We start from the raw sequence: 15,617 nt of genomic DNA on the forward strand, positions 1-15,617 counted from the left end.
AAAATGAAACTCCCGATTGCAGAAAAAAATATCCCTCTCTGGTTGGCAGAATTTGATTTATGGATTACGCCATGTCTGGCAGACATTAAAGATAGCGATCGCTTTCATCAAGAATTAGATATCGTGGCTAATATTTTGGAGATAATCGGTTCGGCGACACAAAATTTTCAACGATTAGAAGATTGTCACCCAGAGGCGATCGCCGAGCAATTTATTAATTTTATCAACAGTAAAACCCAAACAGAAGCAGAAACACATCTTCAGGCATTCTCAGCCGTTCTTTTCCTGGTGACAGGTAAATCTGATAATAATGCAAAATGTCAATTACCTTTATATTTGCGGGATGTAGCGCGTTGGGATAAATTCCCAAAGTTAAGGGAAACTCAGAATAAATCTCAGGTAGTTTTACAAAAAATTCCTAGAGTTTTAACAGCGGAAACTTACATGAAACGAGTGGCGAGTCTGAGGGCATATCCAGACCAGCAAAAAAGATTATTGCAGGAATTTGTAAACTTTCTTTTAAATGATGACTCTTGCATTTCTCAGCTATGGAGTATTGGGCGAAGTTATTTTATGCTCAAAGAGTTTAAAAAAGAGCGCGACCTTTTAACTCCATTAGTGATATTTCAAGTGCGCGGTTCGGTTGCCGCGTCCGGGGGTCACGAACCAGAGAAACTACTCCGACAACGACTCGCAGAATGGGGGCTCCGAGAAAATATTGATTATAATACGACAGATGTTAACTTGACATCTGTTAATGCAAATAAAAAAGAAAAAAAACGGGCTTATGATTTTGTTTTGCCTTACCAGACTCCCCAATGGACAGGGAATTGGGGCAAAAGAATATTCATTCAATGTCAGTTTTACGCGGGTGACTCAGGTAGCGTTTCCCATAAAAATGTGGATCAAACAAAGGCTTCTCGTGAATATGTGCTGAAAATCGCCCCAGATGCTCGGTTTGTAGAATATGTTGATGGGGCAGGATATTTTTCATCTCTAAATGGCGACTTAAAAAAGCTGTTGGAAATGCCGAACACTGGGTCATTTTTTCAGGTAAGAACTGCGGCAATTCGGCTACGTCGGGAACTCCAGCAGTTAGGTTTTTTGGTGCCATTGGATTTAGAACATGGTATTATACGTTGCAGCGATCGCACAGTGACATCTCTCTATCAAATTCTATTAGCAGAAAATTACGGTCGGGAAGAAATTGACAGATGTTTGCAGGATTGTATTCAACGTGGTTTAATTAGATTAGATAATGGGGTACTGTCACTCATTCCAGAACGACGGACAATCGCTAGAAGGTATTTCCTTTTGGATGTGGTGGCTGGATTTGGAAATTCACTCGGATCGACAAGTCAAAAATTGACAGGTTCGTTAATGATTCCCGGATATGGATCTTGTCACAGTATGAAGTTAGACGATCTCGTATCGAAATCCCTTAATCTTGCTCCCAGTTTGAGAACAGACTGGACAGATCCAACGGTTTTTCCCAGAGATATTCGCTGGCTTTGTGACGAAGGTTTGGCAGAAACCTAGAAATCGGGTTTCTTCAAGCACTATTAAGATTAACCCGCTTGATAGCGGGTTTTTTTAGTTTTGTTATACCAAGCATCAAAAATTATTGCTACAATTACGACCTTAATTTGGGCATTAGTAGGGGCAATCCGATGTAGGGACTGCCCTAAGTAAGTGGTCGCCTCGCGCCTAAATTATTGGATTTTTGATTGCAAGCGGTATCAGAAATCAAACCCAGACTATAGTAAGGATGAGTTTAGTCAAAAACCGCTTTTATGGCTTTGGCGTAATCGGCTATGGCTAAATCATATTTTTTTAAGTTTTTGTAGGCATCACCCCGGTTATTGTAAACATCAAAATTGGTCGGATCGAGTTCTATGGCCTTAGTGTAATCGACTATGGCTAAATCATATTTTTTTAAGTTTTTGTAGGCATCACCCCGATTATAATAAGCCCAAGAATAGTTAGGATCAAGTTCTATGGCCTTGGTGTAATCGGGTATGGCTAAATCATATTTTTGTAACTCTTTGTAGGCATTACCCCGACTATTGTAAGCCCAAGAATAGTTAGGATCAAGTTCTATGGCCTTGGTGTAATCGGCTATGGCTAAATCATATTTTTGTAAGTTATCGTAGGCCAAACCCCGATTATTGTAAGCCCAAGAATAGTTAGGATCAAGTTCTATGGCCTTGGTGTAATCGGCTATGGCTAAATCATATTTTTGTAAGTTATCGTAGGCCAAACCTCGATTATTGTAAAGGAAAGAATAGTTAGGCTCCAGGTTGATAGTCTGGCTGTAATCAGCTATGGCTAAATCATATTTTTGTAAGTCTTTGTAGGCATTACCTCGATTATTGTAAGCCCAAGCAAAGTTCCGATCCAGTTCTACGGCTTTGTTGTAATCAGCTATAGCTAAATCATATTTTTGTAAGTTTTTGTAGGCATTACCCCGATTATTGTAAGCCCAAGCAAAGTTCGGATCCAGTTCTATGGCTTTGGTGTAATCAGCTATGGCTAAATCATATTTTTTTAAGTCTTGGTAGGCATTACCCCGATTATTGTAAGCATTAACATAGTTCCGATCCAGTTCTATGGCTTTAGTGTAATCAGCTATGGCTAAATCATATTTTTGTAAATTATAGTAGGCATTACCCCGATTATTGTAAGCCCAAGCAAATTTAGGATCCAGTTCTACGGCTTTGGTGTAATCAGCTATGGCTAAATCATATTTTTGTGAGCAAAAATAGGCATTACCACGAAGATTGTAAGCCTCAGCATATTTGGAATTGAGTTCGATCGCTTTCGTGTAATTAGCGATCGCTGATTTATATTGTTTCAAGCCATAGTAGGAGTCACCCCCTTTAATGTAATCGGCTATAGCTAAATCATATTTTTTTAATTCTTTGTATGCCTTAGCCCGACTCTCGTAAGCATGAAAATAATTTTGCTCTAGTTTTATGACTTTGGTGTAATCAGCGATCGCTAAATCATATTTTTTTGATTCCAAGTAAAGTAGACCACGACTATTATAAGCCGCCGCATCTTGTGGATTTAGTTCGATTGCGTTGGTGTAATCAGCCATAGCTAAATCATATTTTTTTGATGCTGAGTAAACCCAACCACGACCATTATAAGCCGCCGCATCTTGTGGGTTTATTTTGATCGCTTTGGTGTAATCAGCCAGCGCTAAATCATATTTTTTTGATTCTGAGTAAACCCAACCACGACTATTATAAGCTGCCGCATCTTGTAAATTTAGTTCGATCACTTTTGTGTAATCAGCGATCGCTAAATCTAAACTATCTTTAGCTTTGTACAACCCATTCAACAACTGGTATGCCGAACCACGATTTTTATAAGCTGCCGGATCTTGTGGATTTAGTTCGATCGCTTTTGTGTAATCAGCGATCGCTTTTTCTAAATTATCTTTATTAATATTATACCGCGTATAGGCATTACCTCTAAGATTGTAATTCGCTGGATCTTGTGGATTTAGTTCGATCGCTTTTGTATAATCAGCGATCGCTTTTTCTGTGTTATCTAGAAAATAATGAGCCGTTCCCCGAAGGAGAAAAGCTTTGCCCATATTGGCATCGAGTTTTATAGCTTCGTCCAATGATCCCAAAGCGGCGGCATAATCTTTTTCATGGAAAAAAGCGATTCCTTGACTGTAATAATCATTAGCAGTTTTCTTTTCTTGTTGTTTCAGATTCGCGTAAGTTTCTGGATTGATAAATATCTGAATGGGAATCCCTAAATTCCAGCTATTTTCTATGCCCTTTTCATCGCGATCGCCTTTTGCGTGAACCCCGACAATTTCCCCTCGGTGATTCAACACCGGCCCGCCATTCATACCCGGTTGAGTATTCGCATCATAAATTCAAATATAACCATTCTTCGGTTCCGGTACTCTACCAGTAATCTTGCCTGAATTAAATAACACCGTGCGATGCGAAATTGCTGCACTACTACCAGGAACACCGAGAACATAAATGCTGGTTGCTTCTACCACCTTTTCTGAATCGCCCAATTTCGCCACTGGGTAATTTTTATCACTGGTAAAAGTCAGCACCCCTAAATCCACATCCGCCACAGGTTTGGTGATAGTATCTCCTTTCACCTGATAAGTTTCTTGGTCTGGAGTAATAATTAAACAATTCAAATCCTTCTTTTCCACCACATGATAGGCAGTCAGCACCGAATAAGTATTTCTTTCTCGCTTAACAATTGCCCCCGACCCGGCACCGCACCCATCAATAATCACCGTGAATTCCTTACCTTTTTTGGCGATCGCTTCCTGACCCAAAGGCAGATCAAGCCCATCATTTTTTACCACAGAACAGCCACCAATTCCGCCAATTACCAGGCAAGCAAAAACTATCCCCATTTTTTGCCATTTGATCATTTTTATTGCTCCTGACTGCCGAAAATAACTGTTAAAACCGTTTTAAATGAACCATTGTCATTCCCGCGAAGTAATTCATAAATTATAGCAATTTTCTACTGACTGAACCAGGGCGGTGTTGTATGACCGGATTACATTAGACAATTCAGAGCATTATTCGTTCAAAGCCGATTAGCGCTTGATCCTCATATATCCGCAACGCGGGAACGGTTGGGGGTATCGATCCGTTATTTTGTCAGAGGTCTATTAAAAAAAGCGTCTAGGAGGTGAAAAATATTTTACTGAAAATAGCAAAAATTTTTGCCAGTAATCACGCACCCTACCGGCTAATTGCTAATTTTATTGCCAAAAATCATCATCTAATATTTCCTCAACGGCATAAGGACATTCTGGGGGAAATAAATTCAAATATCCGGAGATCGCGCTTGCCCATATCTTCAATTTCTGCTAACAAATTTTCCCAATCCACCTTTTCATAATTGCGATTACCTACGGTAGGCTCCGCCAACGCGCAATAGTTTTAAAGTGGCTTCTATCCATTGCAAATAATCTTGGTCGTAAAGAGTTTTTTGCTTAACTTGAGATAATGTCATAGTTCTACCTGTGAAACATAATTTTATGACTACAGTAGATTAAGTGTGGTAGGGACACGGCTGGCCCAAGTCCCTACTCTGGCCAAAACTGGCGATCGAGTACATCAGCAATTTGATAGGGACAGTCTATGGGAAAGGTTTCCTGGGGTAATCCAGTTTCTAAATAAGCTTGTTCTCTAGCATCCTCATAACATCCAGAAAAAATGCTGTCAATATAGGCGATTAAACTGGGAGAATCTTTTAATAACTTGGCGATTCTTCTGCGATGTTCAGCAATACTTCCCGACCAGCTACCAGTTCTATGTTCCGGTTGAAATTGCCATTTTAACAGGTGCAATAAAACAATCACTAGATTACTTTCTAAGCTACGGCGATCGCGCTTGCCCATATCTTCAATTTCTGCTAACAAATTTTCCCAATCCACCTTTTCATAATTGCGATCGCGCAATTGTTGTAAAGTGGCTTCTATCCATTGCAAATAATCTTGTTCGTAAAGATTATTTGTGTCCTTAATTTTTGCATAATCAGCTAAACTCTGTCTCATTTTGATTTCTCCAAATGTTTTAATTTTTGCTCAAATTAAACGTTTTTTTTATAATTTATACCAAATTATAAAATTTTTTCTACAATTCCGAGGTTTATTTGGGCGCAAGCATTTTAGTCAATTTTTTGCTGATTAATTCGGTGCGTTACGGCGGGAACGAATACTTTGCTAAAATAGCAAAAGTTTTCGCCCGCCTAACACACCCTACAGGCTACCAAATATCGGATTACTTAGCGCCCACGGGGATGCCTAAAATATCTTCAATTTTGGGCATTTGTTCCAGAGGAATCACGCGACCTTCATCTTCAAAACCTGCAATTTGGTCAAAGTTGAGATAGCGATATAAATCGACCGCAAAGGGGTCAATTTTCTTGCCGACAATTTCCATATATTCCTCAACGGTGGGAATGCGTCCCAACAGGGCACAAACTGCCGCTAATTCGGCGGAACCAAGATAAACTTGTGCGCCTTTACCCATGCGATTATTGAAATTACGAGTAGAGGTAGAAAACACCGTTACCCCATCTTCAACTCGCGCTTGGTTGCCCATACAAAGGGAACATCCGGGCATTTCGGTGCGGGCTCCGGCAGCGGCAAAAATGCCATACATTCCTTCTTCCCGCAGTTGTTTTTCATCCATGCGAGTGGGGGGACAAATCCACAGGCGAACTTTCACCGGCCCTGCCCCTTCTAATACTTTGGCGGCAGCGCGATAATGGCCGATATTGGTCATACAAGAACCGATGAAAACTTCATGGATTGTATCACCGGCACATTCGGACATTAATTTAACGTTATCCGGGTCATTGGGTGCGGCAACAATTGGTTCTTTAATCTCGTTGAGATTGACTTCTAAAATTTCTGCATATTCCGCATCAGCGTCCGCCGACATTAATTCTGGATTGGCTAACCATTGTTCCATTTTAGCGACCCGGCGCATAATGGTTCGCCCATCTTGATAACCACGTGCGACCATATTTTTTAATAGGGCAATGTTTGATCGCATATACTCAGAAACCGTCTCAGTACCTAACTTAATGGTAGACCCAGCGCAAGACCGTTCCGCCGTAGCATCGGTTAATTCAAAAGCTTGTTCAACTTTTAAATCTGGCAATCCTTCCATTTCCATAATGCGCCCGGAGAAAACATTTTTCTTATTCTGTTTCTCCACGGTTAATAAACCTTTTTGGATGGCTACATAAGGAATGGCATTGACAATATCCCGCAGGGTGACGCCCGGTTGCAGTTCACCCGTAAACCGGACTAAGACCGATTCGGGCATATCCAAGGGCATCAACCCCAAGGCAGAGGCAAATGCCACCAACCCGGAACCTGCCGGGAAAGAAATTCCCAAGGGGAAACGGGTGTGAGAGTCGCCTCCGGTGCCCACGGTATCGGGCAATAACATCCGGTTTAACCAGGAGTGAATGATGCCATCTCCCGGACGGAGGGCTACCCCACCGCGAGTGGAGAAGAAATCAGGCAATTCTTTATGGGTTTTGATATCCACCGGCTTGGGATAGGCAGCGGTGTGGCAGAAACTCTGCATGGTCAGGTCTGCGGAGAAACCGAGACAAGCGAGTTCTTTGAGTTCGTCGCGAGTCATCGGGCCGGTGGTGTCTTGAGATCCGACGGTGGTCATTATGGGTTCGCAGGAAGTGCCGGGACGAACTCCGGGCAGTCCGCAAGCTTTGCCCACCATTTTTTGCGCGAGGGTGAAGCCTTTGCCGGTGTCCGCAGGCAGGACGGGACGGATGAATAGGTTGCTGGGTTCTAAGCCCAAAGCGGCGCGGGTTTTGTCGGTGAGACTACGACCAATTAATAAAGGAATCCGACCGCCTGCGCGAACTTCGTCGGTGATGGTGTCTGGTTTGAGTTTGAAGGTGGAAATGACTTCGCCATTTTCGTTGGTGATTTCCCCTTTGTAGGGATGAATGGTGATGACCATGCCGGTTTCCATTTTGGTGACATCACATTCAATGGGTAGGGCGCCGGAGTCTTCAGCGGTGTTGAAGAAAATCGGCGCGATCGCACCTCCCAGGATATAGCCCCCGCCCCGTTTATTGGGGACAAAGGGAATATCATCGCCAATATGCCACAACACGGAGTTAATGGCGGATTTGCGGGAAGAACCCGTCCCCACCACGTCTCCCACATAAGCGACGGGATGGCCTTTTTTCTTTAATTCGGCGATCGTGGCTAGACCGTCGGGCATCCGGGATTCCAACATGGCCAAAGCGTGCAAGGGAATATCCGGTCGGGTGGTGGCGTGAGGGGCTGGGGATAGGTCGTCGGTGTTGGTTTCCCCAGGCACTTTAAACACGGTGACGGTAATGCTTTCCGCTAAGGGCGATCGGCTGGTGAACCATTCCGCCGCAGCCCACGCATCTACCACTTGTTTGGCGTAGGGGTTGGTTTGTGACAGTTCTAATACGTCGTTGAAAGCGTCGTAAACTAGGACTATTTTGCTGAGGGCTTTGGCGGCGCTATTCGCCAAGGTTTCATCGGATACCTGTAATAAGTCAATCAGGGATTGGATATTGTAGCCACCAATCATAGTCCCCAGGAGTTCGATCGCTTCTAGGGGCGAAACCAGGGGGCTGGAAATTTCCCCTTTGGCAATGCCAGTCAGGAAGGAAGCTTTGACATAAGCTGCTTGGTCTACTCCAGGGGGAACGCGATCGCGCAACAGGTGCAGCGTAATATCTTCTTCCCCTGGGGGCGGATTTTTCAGGAGTTCACATAAATCGGCAGTTTGTTCCGCATTCAAAGGTAACGGCGGAATGCCTAAAGCTGCCCGTTGTGCAACCTGTTGACGATATGATTCCAACATAAAATAACTCTCCATTTCCGGGTCATTAAAGACTAATTTGATCGGTAGATCGAAAGCTGTTAGGGATGAGCGATCGGTGATTCGCCCTCTTGAATCAGGCTAGGGCGCTAACTACTGAACTTTATTCTTATCTTGCATCATTCAGCCTTCATCCTTACAGTTTCTTAGGTTTAAGTTATCAGATTTCAACATTCTGCCTGGGTGATTTGTCCTTGGTGATTTGTCCTTGGTGATTTGTCCTTGGTGATTTGTCCTTGGTGATTTGTCCTTGAGAAAATAACCAATAACTAACAACCAATCACCAATAACTAATAAATAATCATTTTAACGACGCCAAGTCAGCGATCGCCAATCGCCCCTAAGATTTAGTAACAGAGAAAACAAAACCAGAAACCGAGGGTCGATCGCCCTCTTGGTGGGGCGGGAGGGATATGAAATTACTGAGAATGATTTTGATCGGTTGGGGTAAATTTGCTAAAACTTAACAAAAAATTGCTAATTTTTATCTTTTATTAAGAGATAATATGAAAAATTTTTTAAACTTTACACACAAGTCCGGGCACTGCCAATATTATTTGTGTGTTTGGATATCAGGGCATCGCAGGTTGTCAGTAAACAAAATGTTATTAGGTGGTTGTTAATGTTTTCTAAAAACCAAGATAATTTCGGATGGATGTCCAAAGATTTTCAGACCAGAGTTAAACGGGAATTCCGCAAAGGAAATCATCTTCGTAAATTAGCCAAGACCAGTAAAAGTTTTATTGGTGAAACATCTATACAACATAAGCAAGACAAATTACAGGAAGAATTCTGTGTGGCAGGAAACAAAGAAGGTGGATCGATAAACCCACCATTAGAGTTATCATTATCGCTGCCAGGGTCATTGGAGGCGATCGCCGCTGCCATGCCGGTTGCTTTGCTGATTAGTCGAGTGGCGGATGGGGTGATTTTATTCGCTAATTGCCATTACTGTGAGCAGTTTAATTCCTGTCCCGGAGAAATATTGGGGCTTCACCTCTGGGAGATTTATCCTGATGCTCAAATTTATCAAAAATGGCAAGCTATCCTGACAACAAAAGGTGAAGTGACTGATTATGAAATAGAAGTCCAGAAAGCGGATGGAACTTCTAAATGGGTGGCAATGTCGGCAAAACTTCTCAGTTTTGAGGGCGATCGCTTCTTACTGATGACATTTAGCCCGGTCAAAATCAATCGGGAATCAGAGCAGACTCTGCAAACTTTAGTAAAGAGAACCGCTTCAGTTATTGGCACGGCTTTTTTCTCCGAATGTGTTCGTTATTTAAGCGAAGTTTTCGGTCTGCGATATGTAATGATTTCTGAGTTAATTGGCAAAAAGCAAGATCAGTTACAGGTACTTGCTTTTAGCGAACATGGACAAATACAATCAAAATTTACATACCCGATTGCCGAAACCCCTTGTGAAATGACCCTGAAAATCGGTGAGTTTATTTGTACGGAAGAAGTCAGGGAAAAATTTCCTCAACTTCAGAGTATGCAACAATGGGTCGGGTCTTCAAGTTATCACGGAATTGCCTTACTCGATAGCAGCAAAAAAACCATCGGGGTGATGTCGATTTTGGATGATAAAGTTTTCTCATTGAATCCCCGATCACACTCCATTTTAAAACTATTCGCCGCCCGAACTGCTGCTGAATTGGAACGACACCAAGTAGCCAAAGTCCAGATGGAAAATGAGGCTAGGTTACATCTGGCTTTGAAAGCAGCCCATAAGGGAGTTTGGGATTGGGATTTGGCTACGGGGATGATTAGTTGGTCGAAAGAAGTAGCCGGAATTTTGGGATTTCCCCTGCATCTGAGCCAAGGGTCTGCCAGCATTTTTCTGCAAAGGATTCATCCAGAAGATCGCCCGCAGGTAGAACAGGCGATCGCCTGCGCGATTTCCGAAGGTACAGAATACCATGTAGAATATCGCATTATTCATGCCTCAACCGGCCAAATCCGTTGGATTGCTTGTGATGCCAACATTGTTTGTGAATTGAGCGATCGCGATGTCCGCATTATGGGGACGATTGCGGATATTTCCGATCGCAAACAAACGGAATCCGCGTTGATTCAATCTGAAGCCAACTTAAGAGCTATTTTTGATTCTTCAGTTCAAGGAATTTTACTAATTGACCGATGCTATAAAATTCAAGCATTCAACCCCGCAGCCAGTCAGATTATTCAAGGGATTTGGCAAAAAGAAATTCATCAGGGTGATTCTATAATTTTTTGCTTAAAAAATGATCTAACTTTGGACGATTTTGCTCAATATTTTGCCGATGCTTTAGAAGGAAAATTTTTAGAAGAAGAAAAAAATATTCAAGGAATAAACCGAGAAGAGTATTGGTTTAAAATAAACTATCATCCGGTTTATGATAAAAAGAGTCAGGTGATAGCCGTTTGTTTGATTATTTTGAATATTACTGAGGAAAAGAAAGCCGTTAATGCTTTAATTAATAGTGAACAACGGTTTAAATCCCTGGTGCAAAATTCCTCAGATATTATCACAATTTTAGATCCTGATGGCATCATTCGTTATCAAAGCCCGTCAATTACCCGAATTTTAGGCTACGATCCGGATGATTTAGTGGGGGATAATGCCTTTGATTATGTTCACCCAGAAGAGCGCGATCGCATTTCGGCCATTTTTGTCAAAGCGCTGCAAAATCCAGGTTCAGAGGGAGAAATTCAATTGCGATTTCGTCATGCCAATGGTCATTGGGTTTATTTAGAATCAATCGGCAGAAATTGGCAAGACGATCCGAAAATTAATGGGTTCGTGGTGAATTCACGAGATGTTAGCGATCGCCGCGAACAAGCAGAACGCTTAAAAATGTTAGAACTGGCGATCGCTGCCAGTAAAAATGGGGTCATGATCGCCGACGTTAGAAACAATAATCGACTGGTTTATGTCAATCCGGGCTTTGAACAAATCACTGGATATTCGGCGGCGGACGTACTCGGAAGTAACTGCCGATTTTTGCAAGGATCAGAGCGGAATCAACCAGAATTAGACAGATTACGAGCCGCCATTAAAGAAGGAAAAGACTGCACTGTTGTCTTGCGAAACTATCGGAAAGATGGCAGCTTATTTTGGAATGAACTACAACTTTCCCCGGTCTATAACGCCCAAAATCAACTAACCCACTTTATCGGCATTCAAACGGATATTAGCGATCGCAAAAAAGTTGAAGAACAACTAACCCATCAAGCGTATCACGACCCCTTAACAGGTTTGGCCAATCGTTCTCTCCTGATTGAACGTTTACAAAAAGCCGATTTAAAAGCCCAGCAAACCCCAGGTTATTTGTTCGCCCTATTATTCCTGGATCTGAATCGGTTCAAAGTGGTCAATGACAGCCTGGGTCATGCGGTCGGCGATCTACTCTTAATCGTCATCTCCCTACGGTTACAAAGTTGTTTAAAACCCAACGATACTCTAGCGCGGATCGGCGGCGATCATTTTGTGATTCTGTTAGAAGATATCCAGGATACCCATGATGCGATTCGAGTTGCCGAACAAATTCACGAACAACTCCAAGAACCGTTTACCCTAAAAGGTCACGAATTCTTTATTTCCGGCAGCATCGGCATTTCCCTCAGTTCAATGGGTTACGAATGTTCGGCGGATCTATTGCGGGACGCCGACATTGCCATGTATCGGGCAAAACAAAGCGGCAAAGCCAAACACGCGGTGTTTGATAAAGCCATGCACGACCGGGTACTCGCTCGCTTAAACTTAGAAAATGAACTGCGTCATACAATTGAAGCGGTGCAAAGCGGCGACAGTAATGCGCTCTGGTTAGCTTATCAGCCGATCGTTTGTCTCCGCACCGGCAAAATTAAAGGCTTTGAAGCCCTGGTGCGTTGGCATCATCCAGAACGCGGTTTCATTTCTCCCGCAGAATTTATTCCGGTGGCGGAAGAAAGTGGTTTAATTATCCCTCTGGGGATGTGGATCTTGCGGCAAGCTTGTCGCCAATTGCAGGAATGGCAATCGATTCTAGTCAATAACCACGCCACATCCGCCGATCAGCTAACCATGAGTATTAATTTGTCGGCCAAACAATTTTTACAACTGGATTTGATTCACTTAGTAGATCAAATTCTCGCCGAAACCGGTGTCAGCCCATACAGTTTGAAGCTGGAAATCACGGAAACGGCGATCGTGGAAAATATGGAATATGCCCTAGAAACTCTCTCAGAACTGAGAAAAAGACAAATTTTGTTGTCCCTGGATGACTTCGGGACTGGTTATTCTTCTCTAAGCTACTTACACCAGTTTCCCTTGGATACCTTAAAAATTGACCGTTCTTTCGTTAACTCAATTCATCAGGAAAGTAAACACCGCAAAATTATCCAAGCCATTGTCACCTTAGCCCATGCTTTGGGGATGGATGTCACGGCAGAAGGATTAGAAACCTCCGAGCAACTTCAACAACTGAAAATGCTCGACTGCGAATTAGGTCAAGGATACTTTTTCTCTAAACCACTCGATCGCGTAGCTGCTTCTCACTTACTGCTAAAACCATCCCACTGGTCAATCCAGGGTTGAATATGATTCCCCATTTTCCCCTATTCCCTAATGCCTATTGCCTATCTCCTATCTCCTATTTCCTGTTCCCTGTTCCCTGTTCCCTGTTCCCTATCCATTGTCAAGAGTTTCCAGATGCGATCGCTCACCAGCAGCCGAATCATTCGCCCTAAAATCAGCACCATGCCTCGGCAAAGCAATCAGGCAACCACTTACCTAGAAATCTATCAACTGGCTGTAGAAAAAAAAGCGTCTAAAACAAGAATTACAAGCCATAGAAAAGCGAAAAGTTACTATTTATCAGCGACTAGAAGCGATCGCCGAACAAATTGATTTTCTAGACAAATCCGCCCATGAAATTAAGGGTAATTCCCCGGAAAGCGAACGCACTCAAGCCGAAACAACTCAAGACCCGCTTCAGTCCCCGGCTGAAAAAAAATCAGAACCAAAAGATGCTCAACCGGGCTATTATTTGGAAACCATGACTTTGGATTTTTAAGTTATTTGTTGTTAGTTGTTTGTTGTTGGTTGTTAGTTGATTGTTGTTAGTTATTAGTTATTAGTTTTTAGTTGGTTGTCCTTTGGTGATAGGTTACTTGTCAAAATTAAATCCCTATTAATAATACCGTTTCCAATTAAAAATGCAACACTTTTGGTCGCGGAGGCGAAGCATGACCGTATATAGGTTAATATTTTGAGCGGATTTGCATATGCCGGAATGCTTTGCCCCTACTGTTGGATGAATTTTTGTAAATGGTCTAATTTATATAGAGGATAAAAGACAATCAACAATCAACCAAAGAATCCCTACCCAAAGAATCCCTACCCAAAGAATCCCTACCCAACAACAATCAACAATCAACAATCAACAATCAACAATTTTATTATTCCTCTTCTTCTCTTAATTCGTCTTCTTCCAATGCCTCGATCGCTAATAAAAGCTCCTCTTCTTGGGCATCATAATCCTCTTCAGAAATATCCCCTAAATCAAAAGCTAACTGTAACGCTAACAATTGTTTTTGTAAATTTTCTTTACTGTCTAATTCCCCACTGGCTCGTTCTAAAATTTGCTCGCCAATCCAAATAATCCCTTCAACTGGGCCGGTAATCGGTAACGTTAATAAGCGTAAAAGCATAATTTTTTCTCCTTAATTTGTTATGGTTTGGGAAAATAATTAATTAACAAACCCGGTTTATTTATTTAAGAAACCGGGTTTCTTTATTTGTTCTCAACCAAAGAATCCCTACCCAAAGAATCCCTACCCAACAACAAATTATGAATTGTGAATTATGAATTATCAATGGCTAATTGTCGTACCCAAGACCTTGAGAAACTCGGCTAACCAGCGGGGATGGGCAGGCCATGCGGGAGCCGTGACTAAGTTGCCATCAGCGATCGCCTCATCCACGCCAATTTGGACATATTGACCACCGGCAGCCGTCACATCTGGGGCACAAGCGGGATAAGCGGTGCAGGTTTTCCCGGTAAGCACACCCGCTGCGGCTAACAGTTGTAACCCATGACAAATCGCCGCAATAGGTTTATTCCCATCAGCAAAATAGCGAGTAATTTCCAAAACCCGGGGATTTAAGCGGATATATTCTGGGGCTCTGCCACCGGGAATCACCAGGGCATCATAGCTAGAAGGATCGATCTCATCAAAGGTAGCGTTTAGGGTAAAATTATGACCCGGTTTTTCGCTATAAGTTTGATCCCCTTCAAAATCATGGACAGCCGTGCGAACCTTGTCACCAGCTTTTTTATCCGGGCAGACCGCATGAACGGCATAGCCGACCATTTGAAGTGCCTGGAATGGCACCATGACTTCGTAATCTTCTACAAAGTCACCGACTAACATCAAAATCTTCTTAGGAGCCATAAGAACTTTACTTTTTTTCGATGGTTAGAAATTGGGGGCAAGGATCGCCTGTTGGCATTGCCCCCACTATGCCCCCACTATAACTTAGTCGCCTTTGGCTACTTGGCGGGAACTCTTAAGGAGTTTTTCAGGAAATTAGAAGCCGTTGCGACCCCAAACCACCATAGAGATGGAAAAGGTAAACACAACCATCAGCGAAGCCCAACCCACTGTCAAAATATCCATAGCTAAAAAGTGAATCAATAATCTTGAACGGTACCAGGAGACAATCATACAGATACATTTAACCCGGAAAAATCTGGTAATAGCCGGAAGTTTCTGAGTATGGCACAATCTGAAGTGAAGTAATCACGCCAGATGTGGAGGTATCTCTCAAAGCCTTTAACAGTTAGGTTAAAAGCGCTATTGTTGAGTCAATTCTGGTGGCATATTCAATTGCTTACTACAATATAGCTATAGTCAGCTACTTGATGCTTCGGCAAACCACCTTTGGCTATTGCTTAACTCTCTACTCGATAGACTACCATACTTAGAAAAATATTTCCTGAAATATCAGGTTCTTACCAGTGAATCCCCCTCCAATCACCAACAGTTAAATGTGTCTTCAGCATCAGACTCAAGCCATTTCTTACTTGTTACTTGTTACTTGTTACTTGTTGCTTGTTATGATTGGGTTGTGTTTAAACATCTGAGGGTGGTTCGGTGGTCGCCGATCGCCCGCTATCCGCAAGGCTAGTGGATCCTGGATTTCCATCGAGGATCAACTGTCATGGTCGAAGTTTCAGA

12 protein-coding genes are annotated in these 15,617 nt (G+C 42.6%); 3 read left to right on the plus strand and 9 right to left on the minus strand.

Translation table 11 applies throughout. The features are described 5' to 3' along the window. The first annotated feature begins 3 nt into the window (after positions 1–3). Positions 4–1,539 carry a hypothetical protein gene (locus ABWT76_RS25010; RefSeq protein WP_354635116.1) on the plus strand — a complete coding sequence of 512 codons (1,536 nt, stop codon included), beginning with the start codon at positions 4–6 and terminating at the stop codon, positions 1,537–1,539. Positions 1,540–1,774: 235 nt separating this feature from the next. On the opposite strand, the gene ABWT76_RS25015 is transcribed toward ABWT76_RS25010, so the two are convergent. The 6 genes from ABWT76_RS25015 to acnB form a co-directional block, all read right to left on the minus strand. Then, positions 1,775–3,871 carry a tetratricopeptide repeat protein gene (locus ABWT76_RS25015; RefSeq protein ID WP_054464736.1) on the minus strand — a complete coding sequence of 699 codons (2,097 nt, stop codon included), beginning with the start codon at positions 3,869–3,871 and terminating at the stop codon, positions 1,775–1,777. A 27-nt stretch (positions 3,872–3,898) separates the two neighbouring features. Next, entirely contained in the window at positions 3,899–4,423 is a 525-nt protein-coding gene (locus ABWT76_RS25020) for a serine protease (RefSeq protein ID WP_054464737.1), read from the minus strand. Positions 4,424–4,793: 370 nt separating this feature from the next. Further along, on the minus strand, positions 4,794–4,892 hold the full coding sequence (locus ABWT76_RS25025; RefSeq protein WP_231636604.1) for a DUF29 domain-containing protein: 99 nt from the start codon (positions 4,890–4,892) through the stop codon (positions 4,794–4,796). A 16-nt stretch (positions 4,893–4,908) separates the two neighbouring features. Beyond that, the gene (locus ABWT76_RS25030) at positions 4,909–5,016 is read right to left on the minus strand and encodes a DUF29 domain-containing protein (RefSeq protein WP_231636589.1); all 108 of its coding nucleotides are present in this window, start codon (positions 5,014–5,016) and stop codon (positions 4,909–4,911) included. Between the two features lie 73 nt (positions 5,017–5,089). After that, on the minus strand, positions 5,090–5,560 hold the full coding sequence (locus ABWT76_RS25035; RefSeq protein WP_054464738.1) for a DUF29 domain-containing protein: 471 nt from the start codon (positions 5,558–5,560) through the stop codon (positions 5,090–5,092). A gap of 226 nt (positions 5,561–5,786) precedes the next feature. Further along, positions 5,787–8,393 (minus strand): bifunctional aconitate hydratase 2/2-methylisocitrate dehydratase, encoded by a 2,607-nt coding sequence (gene acnB, locus ABWT76_RS25040; protein ID WP_054464891.1) that lies wholly within the window; start codon positions 8,391–8,393, stop codon positions 5,787–5,789. 640 nt (positions 8,394–9,033) lie between these two features. On the opposite strand from acnB, the gene ABWT76_RS25045 reads away from it, so the two are divergent. Both ABWT76_RS25045 and ABWT76_RS25050 read left to right on the plus strand, forming a co-directional pair. Then, the gene (locus tag ABWT76_RS25045) at positions 9,034–12,972 is read left to right on the plus strand and encodes an EAL domain-containing protein (RefSeq protein ID WP_354635117.1); all 3,939 of its coding nucleotides are present in this window, start codon (positions 9,034–9,036) and stop codon (positions 12,970–12,972) included. Between the two features lie 30 nt (positions 12,973–13,002). Then, entirely contained in the window at positions 13,003–13,284 is a 282-nt protein-coding gene (locus ABWT76_RS25050; RefSeq protein WP_156331509.1) for a hypothetical protein, read from the plus strand. Between the two features lie 551 nt (positions 13,285–13,835). Here ABWT76_RS25050 and ABWT76_RS25055 read toward each other — a convergent pair. From ABWT76_RS25055 to petN, 3 genes are all read right to left on the minus strand, one after another. Beyond that, complete coding sequence (locus ABWT76_RS25055; protein WP_054464742.1) at positions 13,836–14,087, minus strand: gas vesicle protein GvpG; 252 nt, start codon at positions 14,085–14,087, stop codon at positions 13,836–13,838. 162 nt (positions 14,088–14,249) lie between these two features. After that, positions 14,250–14,831, minus strand: coding sequence for a DJ-1/PfpI family protein (locus ABWT76_RS25060; protein WP_054464743.1), 582 nt, complete (start codon positions 14,829–14,831; stop codon positions 14,250–14,252). Positions 14,832–14,966: 135 nt separating this feature from the next. After that, a complete protein-coding gene (gene petN / locus ABWT76_RS25065; RefSeq protein WP_322096536.1) occupies positions 14,967–15,104 on the minus strand; it encodes a cytochrome b6-f complex subunit PetN in 138 nt (45 codons plus the stop codon). Between the last annotated feature and the right edge of the window lie 513 nt (positions 15,105–15,617).

Origin of the sequence: Planktothricoides raciborskii GIHE-MW2, from assembly GCF_040564635.1 — a bacterium.
In the GTDB taxonomy this organism is placed as follows: Bacteria; Cyanobacteriota; Cyanobacteriia; order Cyanobacteriales; family Laspinemataceae; genus Planktothricoides; species Planktothricoides raciborskii.